The following is a 19286-nucleotide window of genomic DNA, read 5'->3' as shown; positions in this document are numbered from 1 at the left end:
CACCGAGTGGGAGGTCGCACGATGGGTAGCAACGGTTCGGCACGCGATCACGGCGTCACCGGGGACGGCGGCGTCGTCGACCACCACCCCGACTACGACGAAGCCGATCTGCGCGTGGGCAAACCCAAGACCAAAGCTGCCGGTGCCACCGCGGTCGCCGTCTCGATGAACCGTTCGCTGCGCCAGATGGGCCTCGTCCGCACCGGGGAGACACTGCTCGAACTCAACAAGGCCGAGGGCTTCGACTGCATGAGCTGTGCGTGGCCCGATCCCGACCCCGGCCACCGCCACCCGGCGGAGTTCTGCGAGAACGGAGCCAAGGCCGTCGCCGAGGAGGCGACCACGGCACGGGTCACCCCCGAGTTCTTCGCGCAGTACTCGATCGAGGATCTCGCGTCGCACAGCGACTACTGGCTCGGCAAGCAGGGACGCATCACCCACCCGATGATCAAACGCGCGGGCGCCGCACACTACGAACCGATCGAGTGGGCCGAGGCCTACCGGCTGATCGGAGCCGAGCTGAACAGTCTCGACAGCCCCGACGAGGCGATCTTCTACACGTCCGGGCGCGCGTCCAACGAGGCCGCATTCGCGTACCAACTGTTCGTGCGCGCATTCGGCACGAACAACCTGCCCGACTGCTCGAACATGTGCCACGAGTCCACCTCGATCGCCCTCGCCGAGTCGATCGGCATCGGCAAGGCGAGCGTCGTCCTCGACGACGTGCACGACGCCGAGCTGATCGTGCTGCAAGGCCACAACCCCGGCACGAACCATCCGCGCATGCTCACCCACCTCGAGACGGCGAAACGCAACGGCGCGAAGATCCTCTCGATCAACCCGCTCAAGGAAGCCGGGCTGCTGCACTTCCAGAATCCGCAGACACCCTCCGGCGTGCTCGGCCGCGGTACCGACCTCAGCGATTTCCACCTGCAGATCCGCCCGCGTGGCGATCTCGCGCTGATGCAGGCGATCGGCTCGCTGCTGGTCGAGTGGGACGCACTCGACCACGAGTTCCTCGACGAGTACACGCACGGCTTCGCGCAGTGGAAGGACCACGTACAGCGCGTCGACTGGGACGACGTGCTCCAGGAGACCGGGCTCACCCGGGCCGAGATCACGAAAGCCGCTCGTATGCTGGCGGATTCGAAGAAGACGGTGTTCTGCTGGGCGATGGGGCTCACGCAGCACCGCAACGCGGTCGCGATCATCAAGGAGGTGTGCAATGTGGCGTTCGCGCAGGGCAACATCGGCAAGCCCGGCGCGGGCCTGCTGCCGCTGCGCGGCCACTCCAATGTGCAGGGCGACCGCACGATGGGCATCTGGGAGCGTCCGCCACAGAGCTTCCTCGACTCGCTGCAGGAGGTGTTCGGTTTCGACCCGCCGCGCGAGAACGGCCACGACACGGTCGATTCGATCCGCGCCATGCGCGACGGCAAGGCGAAGTTCTTCATGAGCCTCGGCGGCAACTTCGTCGACGCCGCACCCGATTCGCGCGTCACCGCGGCCGCGATGCAGAACACCCGCATGTCGGTGCAACTGTCGACGAAACTCAACCGCTCGCACCTCGTCACCGGCGAGACCGCCTTCATCCTCCCCGTCAAGGGACGCACCGAGAAGGACGTCCAGGCGTCGGGGCCGCAGTACGTGAGCGTCGAGGACTCGACGTGTTCGGTACACGCGTCGCGCGGCCCCCTCGAACCGGCGAGCCCGTATCTCGAATCGGAGACCGGCATCGTCACCCAGATCGCGCACGCCACCCTCGGCGACCGGTACGGCCTCGACTGGCTCGCGATGCGCGACGACTACGCCGTCATCCGCCGTTACATCGCCGCCGTCGTCCCCGGGTGCGAGGGATACGAGGTCAACGTCCGCAGGCCCGGTGGGTTCATCCTGCCGCACCCGCCGCGCGACGAGCGCAGGTTCGAGACGCAGTCGAGCCGCGCCGAGTTCGCGGTGTCCCCGCTCGAGGTGATGCAGGTTCCCGAGCGCCACCTGCTGCTGCAGACGCTACGCAGCCACGACCAGTTCAACACCACGATCTACGGCCTGAGCGACCGTTACCGCGGCATCGAGGGCGGCAGGCGCGTCGTGTTCATGCACCACGACGACATCGCGGCGCTCGGCTACGACAACGGCGACATGATCGACCTGATCACCAAATGGGACGACGACGACCACGTGCGGTACGCCACCGACTTCCGCATCGTCGAGTACGACATCCCGCGCGGCACCGCGGCGGCGTACTACCCGGAGACCAATCCCCTCGTGCCGCTCGACTCGACCGCCCGCGGCAGCAACTGCCCCACGTCGAAGTCGATCGTGGTGCGGCTCGAGCCTGCGGGCACCGTCCGCCGTGAGCATCTCGGCGGCGAGCAGAAGGCGCTGGGCTGGGACTGGACGCACAAGAGCGACCCACAGCCGCACTACCTGTCGTGACCTGCGTCCCGGCAGGCGGGGCACGGTGGCCGGTGCCGACGGACTACGGATAGTCTCGGGGGTCGCCGCTCGTCGTCCGTCCCGAAAGGTGGCTCGTGGCCCGTCAAGCTCGCGCTGTCGCCACGCGTGCGCACATCGTGCTCGCGGCAGCAGCGGTGTTCGAACGCAGCGGCTACGAGGGTTCTTCGCTCAACGACATCGTCGAACGCGCGGGCATCACCAAGGGCGCCCTGTACTTCCACTTCGCGTCGAAGGACGAGCTCGCGCACGTCGTCGCGGTCCACCACAAGGCGGTGACCAGCGATGTGCTCGAGACGGTCGTCGCGACCGAGGCGCCCGCGCTCGACAAGATGGTCATGGTGTGCCACGAACTCGGGCGCAGACTCGCCGCCGACATCGTCGTTCGGGCCGGGCTGCGACTGCGCCTCGAACGCACCCGTACGACACGCAGGCCCGAGTTCGGCTGGATCGACCGGTGCGAACAGCTGCTCCGCCAGGCAGTCGACGAGGGGGACGTCGACCCGGCCACCGACCTGGCGGTCCTCGCACACTTCCTGGTGAGCGCGTACGCCGGCATCCAGCTCGTGTCGAATGTGCTCGACGAGCGCACGAAACTCGAACAACACATCGACGGCATGTGGGAGTTGTTGCTACCCAACATCGTGCCCGAACACCGGCAGGCGTCACGGGTTCCGCAGGTGCGCGCGGCTCGATGGTCCGCCGCGCCGCACTGCGCACCGGCCACGTCCGAGCCGTAACGCCGTCGTCAGTTGCCCGAGAGTCGGGCGTGACGGTCGTCGGGATGCCGTTTGGGACAGCTCGTGCACATCGGCACCGCGTGCTCCCGCGGGCCGACGCGATAGATCAGGCAACACGAGGAGCGGCGAGTCAGGACCCGGCCGTCCACGACCTCGAAGCGCGGCGTCGGCAATGCGGCCCCGGCACTGTGCAATTCACTCACCCACAGGTTGGCTACCGCGACTCCGTCGCCCGATGTCACCGCGACTCCGTCGCGCGATGTCACCGCGACTCCGTCGCGCGGTGCCGCGGCGAGCGCACAGTTCGCGACCGAGTCGGTCACGAGTGCCCACAGCACCCGGCGCGGCGGCCCGCCCGCGTCGGCGAGCGCGTCGACGAGCGGGGCGAGCAGCTCGAGCAGTGCGACCGCAGCGTCGTCGGTCGGCGTGGCGGGACCGACATCCGACAGGTACCCGCTCGGCGCGGTGACCGCATTCGAGTCGAGGGTCGCGACTTCGGCGCCGCCTCGGAGCCGTGTCTCGATCGGGCCGCGGACGAGGAGCCAGCTCGCCGCGTACCACCACAGGCTCGCGGTGGTGCGAGGATCGGGGCTGCCCCACAGCGCGGTGCGCGCGTCGAGCAGCGCGCGCATACGCACGGGATCGGCGAGCGCACGCAGCGGCTCGTGTTCGGGGTCCACCCGACCGATTGTTCCGCACCGGCGGCCCTCCCGCCTGGCCCCCACATCGCGTTCGCGCGCATATAACCTCGAGTGGCTGCCCTGCCACCGGAACCGAACGGAAATGAATCGCATGACTCGTTGGGCCTCGTTCGTCGTCACCCGCAAGTGGTGGGTCCTCGCCGTCGTCGTCGCGGCCGCACTCGTGGCAGGCGTCTGGGGCGCAGGCGTGTTCGGGCAGATGAGCGACGGCGGATTCGTCGACCCGCACAGCGAATCCGCCGAAGTCGCCGACATCGTCGAGGAGAATCTCGGCGCCCGATCGCCGGACATCGTCGTGCTCTACACCCCCGAGGACGGGCGCTCGCTCGACGACATCGGGCCCGCCGTCTCGGCGAGTCTCGACGAGTTCGCGGCCGACGTCCCCACCGAATCCGTCACGTCCTATTGGGACGGCAATCCGCAGAGCAGACAGTTGCAGCGCGCCGAGGACGGCACGAGCGCGTCCGCCGCGATCACGCTCGACCCCGATTCGGGGGTCACGATGGCGACCTTCGCGGACCTGCTGCCGAAACTCGAGATCGACGGAGTGCAGACACAGTTCGCAGGCAACTCGGTGGTGGGCGTCGCGTTCACCGAACAGCTGCAACACGACCTGGTGCTGGCGGAGGCGATCGCGCTGCCCGTCACGCTCGTCCTGCTGTTCTTCGTCTTCGGCGGTCTCGTCGCGGCCGCGGTTCCGGTCTTCGTCGGGGCGATGGCGGTGATGGTCGCGCTGGCCGTGCTGCGACTGCTCACCCTCGTCACCGACGTCAGTTCCTTCGCGGTCAACGTCGCGTCGCTGCTCGGCCTGGGCCTGGCGATCGACTACGGACTGTTCGTCGTCGGCCGTTTCCGTGAGGAAATGCGCTCGGGTGCCACGACCCGCGACGCGACGGCACGCACCGTGCTCAGCGCGGGCCGCACCATCGCGTTCTCGGGCTTGCTGCTGATGTGCGCATTCGCGGGCATGCTCGTGTTCCCGCAGGGAGTCGTGAAGTCGCTCGGTCTCGGTGCCATGGCCGCGGTGTTCGGTGCGGCCGTGCTGTCGCTCACGATCGTGCCCGCACTGCTCGCGATCCTCGGTCCGCGGATCGACGCGATCACCTGGCGCAAGGGTGCGGCCGATCGTGCGGAGGAACGCGCCCACCGGTTCTGGGGCCGCGTCGTCACCGCCGTGATGCGTCGTCCGGCGGTGGTCGCCGTGACGATCGTCGCGGGGCTTCTCGTTCTCGCGTTCCCGCTCACGAAGGCGTCCTTCGGTGAGGTCACGTACACGGCGCTGCCCGAGGACGATCCCGCGCGCATCGCCGCCCAAACACTGTCCGACGAATACCCGACGACGGGCAACGGCGCGACGCTCGTGCTGCGCGCCGCCGACGGCACACCGCCCACCGTCGCCGACGGGGCGGCCGTCGCCGCCGAAGCGGGCAAGGTGCCCGGCATCGCGGCCGCGACGGTCCTCGGCTCGAACGGGCAGTACGTCGGCATCTCGGCCGTCTACTCGGAAGGTGTGAGCACCGATCAGCAGAGCGATGCGGTGTCCGCGCTCCGCGGCTTGTCGCCGCCGGACGGCACGGAACTGCTCGTCGGCGGCGGCCAGGCCACCGTCGACGACAGCAATGCCGCGATCGTGCACTGGCTCCCGGTGATGATCGCGATCATGGTCCTGTCCACGCTCGTCCTGCTGTTCCTCGCGTTCGGCTCGATCGTGTTGCCGCTCAAGGCGGTCGCGATGGCGGGACTCAGCCTCGCCGCGACATTCGGCGTGCTCACCTGGGTGTTCCAGCTGGGCCACGGCGCATCGCTGCTCGGGGTCACGCCGAACGCACTCGAACCGACATTCGTGGTGCTGATCCTCGCGGTCGTGTTCGGCCTGTCGACCGACTACGAGGTGTTCCTGCTCTCGCGCATGGTGGAGGCGCGCACCGCGGGCGCGTCCACCGAGGACGCGGTGCGCTTCGGGGCCCAGACCACGGGCCGCATCGTCACAGCGGCGGCGTTGCTGCTCGTGGTCGTCACCGGCGCGTTCACCATCTCGGGCCTGTCGATCATGCGATTCCTCGGCGTCGGCATGATCGTCGCGCTCCTGGTCGACGCGACCATCGTGCGCATGCTGCTCGTTCCGTCGCTCGTCAAGCTGATGGGCAATGCCAACTGGTGGGCCCCCACATGGATGAAGAAGGTGCACTCGAAGGTCGGTATCGGGCACTGACCCGCACCCTGGCCCCTGAACTTACTTTGAAGTAAGTTCAGGCCATGGCCACGTACCTCGTCACGGGCGGCACCGGCTTCCTCGGCCGCCACTTCCTCTCCGCACTGCTGCGGCGCGACCCGGACGCGCAGGTGCACGTTCTGGTCCGGCAGGCGTCCGTCGCCCGGCTCGAACAGATCGCGCTGGGGTTCGAGGCGAGAGAGCGCATCCGCCCACTCGTGGGCGACCTGACGGCGCCCGGGCTGGGTCTCGCCGATCCCGCCGGCTCCGGCCGGCTCGCCGAGGTGGATCATGTCGTGCACCTCGCCGCGATCTACGACCTCACGGCGGGTGACGAGCAGGCCGAGACCAATGTGGACGGCACCCTCGCGGTCGTCGCACTCGCCCGCAGCCTCGACGCGACGCTCCACCACGTGTCGTCGATCGCCGTCGCGGGCGACCACCGCGGCGAGTTCACCGAGAACGACTTCGACCTCGGCCAGCGCTTCCCGACGCCCTATCACCGCACGAAGTTCGAGGCGGAGCGCCTCGTGCGCGACGCGGACGACCTGCGTCGCCGCGTGTACCGGCCGTCGGTCGTCGTGGGGCACTCGGGCACCGGCGAGATCGACAAGATCGACGGGCCGTACTTCCTCTTCCCCGCGCTGGGTGCGCTGGCGCGGCTGCCCCGCTCGCTGCCCGTCGCGGTCCCCGACCTCGGGGCGACGAACCTCGTGCCCGTCGACTACGTGGCGGACGCGCTCGCCGCGCTCGTCACCAGCCCGGATCTCGACGGCCGCACATTCCATCTGGTCGCGGACCGGCCGCAGCCGGTTCGCGAGGTCTACTCCGCGCTCGCGTCGGCCGCGGGCGCGCCCGTCGCCGTCGCCGACCTTCCGGGCGCGCTCGGCCGCGCGGCGCTCGCTCCGGTGCCGATCCGGTCCGTCGAACGCCTCCGCCGCACCGCGCTCCACCGCCTCGGCGTGCCACCTGTCCTCCTCGAGAACATGACGTTGCCCACCGTGTTCCGCAACGACGCGACGCGCGCGGCCCTCGAGCCGCACGCGATCACCGTGCCGGCGTTCGCGTCCTATGCGGACGTCCTGTGGCGTTACTGGCGCACACAACTCGACCCCGACCGGGCCCGGCGACCGCATCCGGACGGCGTGCTCGTCGGACGGCACGTCGTCGTGACCGGAGCGTCGTCGGGTATCGGCAAGCACTCGGCGTACGCGATCGCGGACAAGGGCGCGACGGTGCTACTACTCGCCCGCCGCGGTGCCGAACTCGACGACGTCGTCACCGGGATCCGCGAACGCGGCGGATCGGCGTTCGCGTATCCGTGCGATCTCACCGACGACGAGTCCGTCGTGAGCACCGTCGAGTCACTGCTCGCCGACCACGGACATGTCGACATGCTGGTCAACAATGCGGGCCGCTCGATCCGGCGTGGCCTCTACAGGTCGACCGACCGGCTGCACGACTTCGAACGGACGATGGCGGTCAACTACTTCGGCGCGGTACGCATGGTGCTCGCGCTGCTGCCACACATGCGTGAGCGCCGCTTCGGGCACATCGTGAACATCTCGACCGCGGGCGTGCAGGCACGCACGCCCCGCTACGCCGCGTACGTCGCGAGCAAGGCCGCGCTCGACGGCTTCGCCGACGTCGCCGCGGCCGAGACCCTGTCCGACGGCATCACGTTCACGACGATCCACATGCCGCTCGTCCAGACACCGATGATCGCCCCGTCGGGGAACTACAACGCGGGCCCCGTCGCGACCCCCGACAAGGCGGCCGCGATGGTCGTGCGCGCGCTGATCGACAAGCCCAAGCGGATCGACGTGCCGATCGGCACGCTCGGCGAGTTCGGGCACATGTTCGCACCCAAGCTGAAAGACCGCACTCTGCACCAGATGTACCGGGCGTACCCGGACGCGCCCGCCGCACGCGGAGAAAAGGCTCCGACGCCGGACGTACCCGACGGACCGGAACCGCTCACCCGCCGCCACGACTCGACGCCGTGGACGAAGGCCGCACGACGGCTCGGCCGCCTGGTCCCGGGAGCACACTGGTGACCACGGATCAGGTCGGCCCGCCTCGCACCCGTGCGTCGTAGGTCGTGACCGGCTCGGCCGCCGCGCCGCAGCTCACCCGGACGTCAGAAGCTGTGGTGCACGGCCTCGACATTGTGACCGTCGGGATCGCGCAGGAAGACCGCGTAGTAGCCGGGGTGGTACTCCGGCCACAACCGCGGGGCATGCAGGACCTCGGCGCCCGCCGCGACTGCCCGCGCATGCACCTGGTCGACGATCTCGCGGCTCGCGGCCGAGAACGCGATGTGCAGTTCCTGCTCGACGGCCTGCGCCTGATGCAGCCAGAAGTACGGGGCCTGGTCGGTGCCCATGCCCACGACGAGCGCCTCCGCGGTGTCGACCCTGATGATCTCGGCCAACCCCACCGGCCCGAAGACGTCGAGGTAGAACGGCACCGAACGGGCGGCGTCGGCGACCGGAAACCCGAAGTGATCGATCATGCACCGACGATAGCCCGCATGCCCGACACGCACCGGCGCATTGCGCGACCGGCCTGCTCGGTCAATCGCATCGCCGCCTACCGGCCGGCTCGGTGAGTCGCTTCGCCGCCTACCGGCCGGCTCGGTGAATCGCTTCGCCGCGCGCGAACATCTCGACGAACTGCGCGATCCGTCGCGCACGGGTCTCGGGGCGCACGGCCTGCTGCAATCGGTGGACGACCGAATACCGGTTCCGGCGGTCGAGCGTCGCGAAGAATTCCGCGGCCGCGTCGTTCTGCGCAAGCGCGTCGAGGAAATCCTGCGGCACCTCGGCTTTCGCCTGCCCCTCGTAGGCCCGGTCCCAACGGCCGTCCGCCTGGGCACGTTCCATTTCGGCGCGGCCGGCCTGGGTCAGCAGCCCCCTGGCGTCGAGGTCGAGGACGAGTGCGCAGTTACGTTTCGACCACGGACTGCGCGCCGTGCGCGGAGTGAAGCGCCGCAAGGTGAAGTCCGCGTCGAGACTCTTCACCTGGCCGTCGATCCAGCCGTGGCACAACGCCACTTCGAGAGCGTTCGCGTAGTCGATCGTCGAGTGCGGAGAGGCCTTCTTCGCCATCCGCAGCCAGATACCCGGCGACGACGCACCGTGCTCGGCCAGCCACGACGCGAAGTGGTCGCGATCGGCGAAGGTGAGCGTCTCGAGTTCGGGCACCGGTCACCCCCGCCGCAAGGCGCGCAACCATATCCGCGCGAAACCCTGTGTGAGATAACCGAGTACACCGAGTGCGAGGATCCACTTGACGATACTCACGGTGGACACCGCCCGGACGACACCGTCGGTCGCGCGATCGCGATGGGCGAGCAGATACAGGCCCGCGACGTTCTCGACGTAATCCCCCGCGGCCGACACCGCGGGGGCCGCCGAGAGCAGCGCGTGTGCCGTCCGGCCGGTCGGCGCGAGTTCGTGCAGTCGCGCCACCCCGGTGCGCAGCGCGATCGCATAGATCAGCGGGTGCACGAAGTCCGGATAGAAATGGCTGCGGTAGCGCGCGAGTTCGTCGTCGTCCATCTTCGCGAGGATCGCGGCGTACCGGCGCGCCGACCACGCGGTCTGCACTTCGAGCACGCGCGGTGCGACCGGGCCGAGCAGCCGCGCGATGAGCGACTGCGACACCACGAACACGAGCGACCACCCGACGAGCGCGCGGTCGAGGGAGGTGAGTTTCGGAGGCTCCATACCGCCATCATTCCCTTTGCGCGCCTTGTCGTCACGCCCCTCCAGAGCCGTCGACGTCACGCCCCTTCCAGCGCGGCGGCATCCTCTTCACCGAACTTGTCCTCGAGCGTCTCGGGCGAGTGGTCGACGTCGATCTGATCGACGGGCTTGCCCCGCGCGGATTCGATCGCCGACAGCCGCCGTTGCGCGCGATCGGCCGCGTACGACAGGAACTCCTGGTTGTCGAGACCGAACGGCTGCTCCTCGAACTGGTCGTTCACCCACTCGATCATGCCGAGCGCGAGCGGCATGAGCTCGCCCATCCGCTCGCCCACCACCGCCCAGTTGCTGTCGTCGGCCGCGACATGCCGCCTGCATGTGAACGTGCCCCACGCCATGTGCCGCCGTTCGTCGTCGCCGATGCGTTTGATCAGTTCCTGCATGCCGGGGAGGATGCCGCGGGTGGCGCACACCTTCTGCCACGCGTAGTAGCCGGTGAGCGCGAGGGAACCCTCGATGACGTGGTTGTAGGTGACCGAGGCGCGGATCTGGTTGACCGGACTGGGGTCGGTCTCGAGGACGCGGAGCGAGTCGGGCAGCTCCTCGTAGAAGAGCTTGCGGTAGTAGGGGTTCTCGGCGACATAGGGATGCAGGTCGCCGTCGAGACCGACCGCGTCCATCCACAACCGGAACACCTGCGTGTGCTTGGCTTCCTCGAAACAGAACTGCGTGAGGTACAGCTCGTCGCCGAACCGACCCTCGGTGGCCATCGCCTTCATGAACGGCTGGATGTCCTCGGTGACCGCCTCTTCGCCCGCGATGAACTGCGCACACAGATAGGTCGCGCTGCGCCGCTGCTCGTCGTTCAGCTCCTGCCAGTCGCGCGCGTCCTGCGAGAAGTCGATGTCCGCGGGGTTCCAGAACTTGCCGTTGCCCTTCACGAACAAGCGCAGCGGAAACGAATCCCAGTTGAAGCCGCCCGCACGCAGCGAGCTGAACCCTTCGCGAGACGGGTGAGGGGTGATGGTGGTCATGAGCGCTCCTGTCTCCGGACGGCTGCCGCTACGACGCGACGATGCCGCCGGCATCGTCGCCGTCCCCGACACTAGTCCTCGAACCAGTGGTGCACATCACAACGACATGCTCCGGCAGGCGCGCGGGTCAGCGGCCGTCCGGACGCATCAGGAACGGCACGACCACCTTCTCGAACTCGCGGTAGCGGTCCCGGTGGATGCTGTGCCCGCAGGTGAACGACACGACACGGGTGCGCGGCAGTGCCTGCGTGAAGTGCTCGAGCCGCTGGGGATCGACCATGCCGGTCGGCCCGCCCCGCAGGAACAGCACGTCCGATTCGATGGACGACAACCGCTCCCACCACTCGGGGTCCGGCGTGTGGAACTGTTCGAGCGCGGGCCCGGTCATCGCCCGGTCGAACGCGAACAGCGCGCGCGGGCTGCGCAGCAGGCTCGTGGTGGCATGCCACAGTTCCTGCGGCGTCGGCCTGCGCGGCGTCTCGTCGTGCGTGTCGGAACCGTCGCGCAGCGGCAGCGGCGCCTCCTCGATCACGAGGCGTCGCACGAGGTCGGGACGTTCCCGCGCGACCAAGCCGATGGCATGCCCACCGAGCGAGTGGCCGACGAGGTCGACCCGCTCGATCCCCAGCTCGTCGCACACCTCGGCGACGTCCGAGCCGAACTCCTCGAATCGGTAGCTGGTCGCCTTCGCGCTGCGGCCGTGGCCACGCAGATCCATCGTGAGCACCCGGCGCCCCTCGCCGCGTAGCGTCCGCGCGAAGCGGTCCCAGGTGCGGCCGTCGCCGCCCATGCCGTGGACCAGCAGCACCGGAACCGGATGCTCGGTGGGACCCGAATCGCGATACGAGATGTCGATACCGCCGAGTGGGAGAGACGTGGTGCCGGTGTTCACGGTCTTCCAGGATTCCACTCGTCGATGACGACCCGCGCGCCGGTGCGGCTATTCGTAGATCCCCTCGACCGTCCACGTCCCCGCCGTGTAGCGCACCAGCAGGGCACGCGAGTCCTCGAGCAGGACCTGTGCGCGGGCGATCGCACGAGCGTGGGCAGGATCCCACCACTGCTCGTCGGCCGTCCACGGACCCGACCACGCCTGCACCGCCCATTCGCGACTGCCCCAGCGCACCCGCTCGGGGGCGTCGCTGAACAGGCCCCGCTCGGAGACGGTGACCGGCGTGCCGTCCGCGCCGGTCACCTCGATGCGGGGAGAGCCGACCGGGAGCGACGCGGGGGCGGGCTCGGGGAGCCTGCCGGGCCACGGCTGTGCCGGATCGGTGACAGGCACCCGCTCTTCGCCCAACGGCAGCAAGGTGATCCGTTCGGCGGGCCCGCGGCCACCACTGAGCACTCCCACCTGGACGGCTTCGCCGCCGAGAATGCCCTGAACCCGGACGAGCGCGCGGCGGGCGCGTTCCTCCTGCTCGCCGACCCCGCCCCACAGCCCGAGTTGCAGCGTGCCTGCCGCGACGACCTCGACGGGCTCGAGCCGCAGCATCGCGACACCGGAACTCGGCCGCGGCGCCCCACGCCCACTCAACCAGCCGTCGAGTTGCCAGCGCACCCGGTCGGCCGTGCCCTCCGGGGTGAGCGGTTCCGCGAGACGCCATGTGCGGACGTGTGTTTCGCCGGTTTCCGTGACGGCGGTGACGGTGAGCCTGGTACATGCCACGCCCGCGGCCGACAGCACACCGTGCAGACGCTCGGCGAGCCGCCTGCCCGCGAACGCCGCGGCGTCGACGCGCTCGATCACCGGATCGCACCGCAGTTCGACGTCGAGATCGGGAGGCACACGACGCGCCGACGGCGGACGTTCGTCCTCGCCGCGCGCGACCCGGTGCGCGCGCACCGCGTCGGGACCGAACCGCGTGGCGACGTCGACGGACGCGAGCGCGGCGAACGAGCCAACGGTACGTATGCCCAGACGCCGCAACAGATCCACCAGGTCGCCGCGGTCGGGCGCGCACAGCGACGGCTCGGCGGCGAGTTCCGACATGGGCAGCGGTGCAAGGAAATCGGCGCTGCATCCGGGAGCGACGAGCATGCCGCGACGTGCCGCGACAGCCGCGACCGTGAGATGGTCGGCGACCCCGACCTGGCATTCGACGCCCTGCGCCGCGACCTCGTCGATCAACCGCTCCGCCGCGACCTCCTCCGACCCGAAGTATCGCGCCACGCCCCGCGCCGACAACACGATCAGCCCCGGACGCAGCACCTCGACACCCGGCGCGACGGCATCGACCGCCGCCACGATCGTCTCGAACAGCCGCGCGTCGCGGTCGTCGTCCGCGGTGGCGACGTGCAGCCGCGGACATCGTGCCTGCGCTTCGCGTTTGCGTAGGCCGCGCACCACACCCTCGGCACGTGCAGGCGCCGAGCACGCGACGACACGGCTGCCCGCGAGCACCGCGACCGGGTGGGCGGGCGACAGGTCGACCGAGGCCGCCGCCGCGACGGCCGGCCAATCCGGGCACCAGAGCGCCATGACCCGTGCACCGGTCATGCGCTCGCGACCCCGGCGGCGGGGCCGTCGACGGCGGAGGGCCCGGCCGCCTGCCCCCACTCCACGCGCCCACGCGCCGACCGGACGTCGAGACGCGTCGTTCGCGGCCGGAACGTCTTGCCGCCCGCACGCACCGACAACCGCACCGAGCACACCCGGCCCCGGTCGCGCCGGTGCCGGTCCCCCAGCCCGTCGTACCCGTCGACTTCGGCGTCGAGTGTCATCTCCGCGCCGTCCCACCGGCCGTCGGTGACGACCAACGTGCAGCCCTTGCTGCGCGCACGTGCCATGACCGCCCGAGCCCGCGACGGCGCGACCGCACCGCCACCGAGCCCGAGAACCACCAGGTCCATGCCGTCGAGCAGCACGGCCGCGATCTCGACGGGATCGGGACCGGGTTCGGGGACGAGCGCGAGGCGGTCCAGCCGCGTGCCCATCTCGACGGCCGCGAGGAGACCGAGCTGCGGCCTGCCGACCACCGCGACATGCCCGCCGGACGCCGTGATCGACGCGACGAGACCGAGCAACAGCGACGTGGCACCCGACACCGACACGACCGAACCGCGCACAAGCCCGCCGTGCGGCAGGAGCGCGGCGAGCGGCTCGGGAACGGGCAGCACCGGGACACCCGCACCGGCGTGTGTCGTGGTGGTCTCGCCGCCCCGCGCGGGGACCGCCGCGATCTGTCTGCGCAACTGTGCGAGCCGCTCGCGCCGCGACATGCCCGCGCCCACCGCTCCCGCAGCGTCCACGGCACCTTCCGTTCCACCCATACGCACCTCGATCCCGTGCCACTGGGGCACCTCCGGTGATCGACGCCACGGGGAAGACGCAGCTCGAACCGGTTCGAACACGTTTTCGAACCACTGGCAAGTTTAAGCCGATGACCGGCCCGAACGTCAAGCGATCCAGGAAACCGCTGCTCGCGCGCCGACCGATCCGCCTGCACGGGGCACGCCCGCACATCAATTAGGCTGATCTCGTGACCGAGCAGGGGCAGACAGAGCGGGGCATCGGGCCCGACTACCTCGTGGCGGGCCGCTACCGTCTGCGCTCCAAGCTCGGCGGTGGCGGCATGGGCGCGGTGTGGCTCGCCCGCGACACGCTGCTGCACCGCGACGTCGCCGTCAAACAGGTCACCACCACCGCGGACCTCGATCCCACAGAGGCGCGCGCGGTGCGCGATCGCACACTGCGCGAGGGCCGCAATGCCGCCAAGCTCACCCACCCCCACTCGATCGCGATGTACGACGTCGCGCTCGAGGCAGGCGAGCCGTGGCTCGTGATGGAGTACGTGCCGTCCCGCAGCCTCGCGCAGGGGCTCGGAATCGTGCAGGGCACCGACGGCACCGGCACCATCCCGCCACTCGAGGCCGCGCAGATCGGCGCACAGGTGGCCGACGCACTCGCCGCCGCGCACGCGGCGGGCATCGTGCACCGCGACATCAAACCCGGCAACATCCTCGTCGCCGACCGGGGGAAGGACCTCGGCAAGGCCCGCATCAGCGACTTCGGCATCGCCCGCGCGAAGGGCGACACGTCCGAAGCCGACGCGAGCGTCATCACCGGCACCCCTGCGTATTTCGCACCCGAGGTGGCGCGCGGTCAGGACCCCACCGAGGCGAGCGACGTGTTCTCACTCGGCTCCGCGCTCTACACCGTCGTCGAAGGCCAGCCGCCGTTCGGTATCGACTCCGACTCGATCGCACTGTTGCACCGCGTCGCCAAGGGCGAGATCCGCGCGCCGCACAGGGCGGGCCCGCTCACCGACGCACTGCTGCACATGCTCGAGCCCGATCCCGCGCGCCGTCCCACGATGGCGCAGGCGCGCGACGAACTCGCGCACGTCGTGCTCGGCCCCGGCGGCCGCGTCGCGCAGCTGCTCGACGCTCCCATCGTGTCGGCCGACGGCACGGTGCCCCGCTGGGCCCACCGCGGCACCCCGATGCAGGAGTCGCGACGCAGGCCCATCGGCTCGACCGTCGCGGGACTGCCTGCCGTCCAACACGGCACGCCGCTCGGCGCCGTCGCGCGTCCCGTCGGGAAGCTGCAGTGGCCGCCGCGCACCCCCACCGAACAGGCCGAGCTACGCGAGCGTGTGGTGGCGTGGGCACCCATCGCCATGGGTGTGATGGTGGCGATCCTGGTGCTCGCCGCCGTGGTCGCACTCATCGTGCTCATCATGCAGCCCTGAGCGGCCCCCCTCCCGGCCGGGACGGGGATCAGTCGATCCGGCGGCGGTGTGCCCACCGGGTGAGCGCATTGCGGTTGGACTGCTGAGTCTTTCGCAGCACGTTCGACGCGTGCGTCTCGACCGTCTTGATCGAGATGAACAGTTCCTCGGCGATCTCCCGGTAGGTGTAGCCACGCGCGAGCAGTCGCAGGACTTCGAGTTCACGCGGGGTGAGCGAATCGAGTTCGGGATCGAGCGGCGGCTCCGGCACGCTGGACCGGCCGGTGAACGAGTCGAGCACGAAACCCGCGAGCCGCGGCCCGAACACCGCATCTCCCCCGGCCACGCGGCGCACGCCGTCGGCGAGCTCGTGACCCGAGATGCTCTTGGTGACGTACCCACGCGCCCCCGCCCGGATGACCGCGATGACGTCTTCGGCCGCGTCGGACACGCTGAGCGCCAAGCACACCGGGCCCGGATCGAGACCCCGCAGCACCGCGACTCCCCCGCCGTCGGGCATGTGGACGTCGAGCAGCACGACGTGCGGGCGCGACGCCTTCACTCCCGCGATCGCTTCGGCTACCCCACCGGCTTCGCCGACGATCTCCATGTCGGGTTCGCGCCCCAGCTCGGCACGCACCCCCGAACGGAACACGGCGTGATCGTCGACCAGGAAAACTCGATAGGGCGGCGCGGCAGGTGCGGTCACTGGGCCTGTTCCTCGCGGTCGGCGGCAAGACCCTCCCACTGTAGACCGGCACCGGACTCGTCGGACTCGCCCGCCTGTCCCGCGTCACCCGTTTCTCCCACGTCCTGTGCGGCACCGCCGTTGCGCGGCATGTGGATACGGATCTCGGTTCCCTTGCCGTGCGACGACCGCACCTCGACCCGGCCGCCGCGGCGTTCGACACGGCCGCGGATCGACTTCGCGAGCCCCTGCCTGCCGCCGGGCACCGCGTCGGGATCGAAACCGACACCGCGATCGCGCACGAACACGCTCACCTGCTCGGGCTCGGCCTCCATGTAGAGATCGGACTCGGTCGTCTCGGAGTGCTTGGCGGCATTGACCAACGATTCGCGCACCGCACCCAGCACCGCCGTGAAGCCTTCCTTCGCCATGTCCTCGTGCAGGACGACGTCGCCGACCGTGACGACTCCGACCGTGACACCGTGCTGGTCCTCGACCTCACCCGCGATCGTGCGCAGCGCCTCGGCGAGCGACGTGTGGTCCGTGTCGCCGCCACCGAACAACCACCTGCGTAGTTCGCGCTCCTGGCCACGCGCGAGCCGTGCGACCTCGTGTGCGTCGCCCGACTGCTTCTGGATGAGCGCGAGCGTCTGCAGCACCGAGTCGTGCAGGTGCGACGCGATCTCCTCGCGCTCGTCGGTGCGGATGCGCGCCGCCCGCTCCGACTCGAGAGCACGCCACAGCTTGAGCCACAGCGGGACGGTGAGCAGGCCGGCACCGATCAGCGTCGCGACGACCGCGAGCAGCGACGACCGCAGTGCATCGACGTCGACCTGCGCGAGGATCACGACACCGAGGCCGAGCACGATGAGCGTGATACCGCCCAGCACCCGCGCCCACGTGAGCACCGTGGGCCTGCGCGGGAGCCCGATCGCCGACCGAGGCCCCTCGGTGTCGAACTCGCGCCATACCAGGGCAGCACCCACGGCGACCGCGACGACCGGACCGATGACCGATCCCGCATTTCCGCTGAACAGCCACGACAGGGCGACCGACGCACCGAGTCCGAGCGCGATGAGCCCGTACGCCCTCTTCCGTTCGGCAGGCGACGGCGGAGCGGTGTCGTTGCCCTGCGGCGTGAAGATCCACAGCAGACCGTAGGCCGCGATGCCTGCCCCGGCGAGCGCCGCGAGCAGCGCGAACACGACGCGCACCTTCATGACGTCGACGCCGAGGTGGTCTGCGATACCACCCGCGACGCCACCGACGATGCGTCCACCCGACCGTCGCTCGAGTCGGGGGACGAGCCGGTCCTCCGCCTGGGCATGGGAAACAGGGCGCACGTCTTCGATACTGGCACGCGGCCCCGAGCGCAGCATCAGGGTTGGGCCCTGAGTTCGGGTTCACCGGGACGCGCCTCGAGATCAGGGGTACACCCGGATGTGCGGAAGGCGCATGCGACCGACGATGGATGTCATGACAGAGCGCAGTCTCCAGGAGCAACTCGCCGACCTCTGGCGGACGCGGCCCGCGCGCCTGCCCGGACAGGGCCACATCGCGGGCGTGTGCGGGGGTGTCGGACACCGCTACGGTGTCGATCCCGTGCTGGTGCGCGTCGCGTTCGTCGTCGCGACCGTGTTCGGCGGATCCGGCATCGTCCTGTACCTCGCGGCATGGCTCGTGCTGCCCAGGACCGGCGACGACTCGTCCGCCGCCGAAGCACTCGTCGGGCGAGGTCACAGCTCCGACTCCGGCACCAGGACGGTCGTGCTCCTCGTCGCGCTGGTGGTGGCGCTCAGCACGCTCGGCCCGGCCGGGATCGGGCTCGGCGGCTCCGGCATGGTGGGGCTGCTGCTGATGCTCGCCGGCTGGTGGCTGCTGTACCAACGGCAACCGGTCGCACCGTCGCTTCCGCACGAGACGACGCCCCCCGTCGCCGGCACGTATCCGCCCGTACCCGGCACCTTCGGGTCACCGTTCACCACGTACGGGCCCTACGTCCGGCTCCCCGAGAGCTACACCCCGGAACCGGCACCCGACCGCGAGCAGCGGGCCGGGACCGACGGCGCGCCGAGTACGTCCGGGACCGCGACTGCGCCCGCGAACAGCACGGCGAGCCCGAACAGCATGGAGCACCCCGAGCCACCGAGCTGGGACCCGCTCGGTGTCGCGCCCTTCGCGTGGGATCTGCCGACACCGGCTCCCGACCTCACGCCGGACGTGCAGCCGAAGCAGCGCTCGCGCATCACCCCGCTGTTCCTGGGTCTCGCGATCATCGCGGCCGCAGCCGCGAGCGCGATCGCCGTCGCGACCGACGCGGAATGGCTCACGCCCGCACGCATCGGCGCTGTCGCACTCGCCGTCGTCGGGCTCGGACTGGTCGTCGGCGCGTTCGTCCGGCGCGGTCATGGACTGCTCGTCGTCACCGGTCCACTCGCCGGCTTCGTGATCCTCGCGTCGCTCGTGGGCCCGATCGACTTCGATACGTCGCACATGGGCGAACAACGCTGGGCACCGACCACGACCGCCGCGCTGCAGGGCGACTACCGCAGCACGTTCGGATCGGCCGAGCTGGACCTGCGGGGACTCACCCTCACCGAGGACCGCACGGTGGCGGTCGAGAACCGGTTCGGCGAGGTGATCGTGTACGTGCCGGACGGCATGAACGTCGCCAACCACTGCGACAGCGCATTCGGCGAGGCACAGTGCCTGCCCGACACCCCACCGGGCGACGGGCCGCTGCTCACCCTCGACATCGAGAACCAGTTCGGAAATGTGGAGGTGCACCGTGGCTGAACACGGAAACCCTGATCAGCACACCGGGAGCGCAGGCGACACCGATCAGGCGAGCGACGCGCCCCGCAGCAGACGGCCGTCGGCCGTACTGCTCGTGACGGGTGTCCTCGCTTTGCTCGTGAGCGGCTGGGCCCTGGCGGGCCCGTTCTCGCTCGAGCCACTGGGCGACGGCGCATTCCGATGGATCGTGGTGGGCGTCGCCGTCGTGGTCGGACTCGTGCTGGTGTTCACGCCCGGGCGGCGCTCACGCTGAATTCCGTGCACGCCGCCGGGGC

The 19286-nt window shown here is 70.1% G+C and carries 17 protein-coding genes; 7 read left to right on the top strand and 10 right to left on the bottom strand.

What is annotated here, in order from left to right; translation table 11 throughout:
- The first annotated feature begins 21 nt into the window (after nucleotides 1–21).
- Complete coding sequence (locus tag HCA44_RS03330; protein WP_169647118.1) at nucleotides 22–2439, top strand: FdhF/YdeP family oxidoreductase; 2418 nt, start codon at nucleotides 22–24, stop codon at nucleotides 2437–2439.
- A gap of 95 nt (nucleotides 2440–2534) precedes the next feature.
- Nucleotides 2535–3197 carry a ScbR family autoregulator-binding transcription factor gene (locus HCA44_RS03325; RefSeq protein ID WP_169647117.1) on the top strand — a complete coding sequence of 221 codons (663 nt, stop codon included), beginning with the start codon at nucleotides 2535–2537 and terminating at the stop codon, nucleotides 3195–3197.
- Between the two features lie 8 nt (nucleotides 3198–3205).
- Here the strand turns inward: HCA44_RS03325 and HCA44_RS03320 are convergent, their stop codons facing one another.
- Nucleotides 3206–3877, bottom strand: coding sequence for a (2Fe-2S)-binding protein (locus HCA44_RS03320; protein WP_169647116.1), 672 nt, complete (start codon nucleotides 3875–3877; stop codon nucleotides 3206–3208).
- Nucleotides 3878–3989: 112 nt separating this feature from the next.
- Between HCA44_RS03320 and HCA44_RS03315 the strand changes: the two genes are divergently transcribed.
- Entirely contained in the window at nucleotides 3990–6110 is a 2121-nt protein-coding gene (locus HCA44_RS03315) for an MMPL family transporter (RefSeq protein ID WP_169647115.1), read from the top strand.
- Between the two features lie 44 nt (nucleotides 6111–6154).
- The gene (locus HCA44_RS03310; RefSeq protein WP_169647114.1) at nucleotides 6155–8167 is read left to right on the top strand and encodes an SDR family oxidoreductase; all 2013 of its coding nucleotides are present in this window, start codon (nucleotides 6155–6157) and stop codon (nucleotides 8165–8167) included.
- 83 nt (nucleotides 8168–8250) lie between these two features.
- On the opposite strand, the gene HCA44_RS03305 is transcribed toward HCA44_RS03310, so the two are convergent.
- From HCA44_RS03305 to HCA44_RS03275, 7 genes are all read right to left on the bottom strand, one after another.
- Nucleotides 8251–8625 (bottom strand): VOC family protein, encoded by a 375-nt coding sequence (locus tag HCA44_RS03305; RefSeq protein ID WP_169647113.1) that lies wholly within the window; start codon nucleotides 8623–8625, stop codon nucleotides 8251–8253.
- Nucleotides 8626–8734: 109 nt separating this feature from the next.
- The gene (locus HCA44_RS03300) at nucleotides 8735–9262 is read right to left on the bottom strand and encodes a YdeI/OmpD-associated family protein (protein ID WP_240945290.1); all 528 of its coding nucleotides are present in this window, start codon (nucleotides 9260–9262) and stop codon (nucleotides 8735–8737) included.
- A 57-nt stretch (nucleotides 9263–9319) separates the two neighbouring features.
- A complete protein-coding gene (locus tag HCA44_RS03295; RefSeq protein WP_169647112.1) occupies nucleotides 9320–9841 on the bottom strand; it encodes a hypothetical protein in 522 nt (173 codons plus the stop codon).
- A gap of 56 nt (nucleotides 9842–9897) precedes the next feature.
- Nucleotides 9898–10854 carry a R2-like ligand-binding oxidase gene (locus HCA44_RS03290; protein WP_169647111.1) on the bottom strand — a complete coding sequence of 319 codons (957 nt, stop codon included), beginning with the start codon at nucleotides 10852–10854 and terminating at the stop codon, nucleotides 9898–9900.
- A gap of 127 nt (nucleotides 10855–10981) precedes the next feature.
- Entirely contained in the window at nucleotides 10982–11746 is a 765-nt protein-coding gene (locus HCA44_RS03285; protein ID WP_169647110.1) for an alpha/beta hydrolase, read from the bottom strand.
- Between the two features lie 48 nt (nucleotides 11747–11794).
- Entirely contained in the window at nucleotides 11795–13354 is a 1560-nt protein-coding gene (locus HCA44_RS03280) for a DNA polymerase Y family protein (RefSeq protein ID WP_169647109.1), read from the bottom strand.
- Nucleotides 13351–14076, bottom strand: coding sequence for a hypothetical protein (locus tag HCA44_RS03275; RefSeq protein WP_240945289.1), 726 nt, complete (start codon nucleotides 14074–14076; stop codon nucleotides 13351–13353). The genes HCA44_RS03280 and HCA44_RS03275 overlap by 4 nt, the downstream gene beginning before the upstream one ends.
- Nucleotides 14077–14336: 260 nt before the next feature.
- Between HCA44_RS03275 and HCA44_RS03270 the strand changes: the two genes are divergently transcribed.
- Nucleotides 14337–15548 carry a serine/threonine-protein kinase gene (locus HCA44_RS03270; RefSeq protein WP_169647107.1) on the top strand — a complete coding sequence of 404 codons (1212 nt, stop codon included), beginning with the start codon at nucleotides 14337–14339 and terminating at the stop codon, nucleotides 15546–15548.
- Between the two features lie 28 nt (nucleotides 15549–15576).
- Here the strand turns inward: HCA44_RS03270 and HCA44_RS03265 are convergent, their stop codons facing one another.
- Together HCA44_RS03265 and HCA44_RS03260 are read right to left on the bottom strand one after the other, a co-directional pair.
- Nucleotides 15577–16236, bottom strand: coding sequence for a response regulator transcription factor (locus HCA44_RS03265; RefSeq protein ID WP_169647106.1), 660 nt, complete (start codon nucleotides 16234–16236; stop codon nucleotides 15577–15579).
- Complete coding sequence (locus HCA44_RS03260; protein WP_169647105.1) at nucleotides 16233–17594, bottom strand: ATP-binding protein; 1362 nt, start codon at nucleotides 17592–17594, stop codon at nucleotides 16233–16235. The genes HCA44_RS03265 and HCA44_RS03260 overlap by 4 nt, the downstream gene beginning before the upstream one ends.
- Nucleotides 17595–17691: 97 nt before the next feature.
- On the opposite strand from HCA44_RS03260, the gene HCA44_RS03255 reads away from it, so the two are divergent.
- Both HCA44_RS03255 and HCA44_RS03250 read left to right on the top strand, forming a co-directional pair.
- A complete protein-coding gene (locus HCA44_RS03255; protein WP_169647104.1) occupies nucleotides 17692–19011 on the top strand; it encodes a PspC domain-containing protein in 1320 nt (439 codons plus the stop codon).
- Complete coding sequence (locus HCA44_RS03250) at nucleotides 19004–19264, top strand: hypothetical protein (RefSeq protein WP_346764555.1); 261 nt, start codon at nucleotides 19004–19006, stop codon at nucleotides 19262–19264. Before HCA44_RS03255 ends, HCA44_RS03250 begins: the two co-directional genes overlap by 8 nt.
- Nucleotides 19265–19286: the final 22 nt, after the last annotated feature.

This window comes from Rhodococcus sp. HNM0569 (assembly GCF_012726205.1).
GTDB lineage: Bacteria > Actinomycetota > Actinomycetes > Mycobacteriales > Mycobacteriaceae > Rhodococcus_F.
Note: the sequence above shows the minus strand (reverse complement) of the source record. Positions and strands in the feature narration are given on the sequence as shown.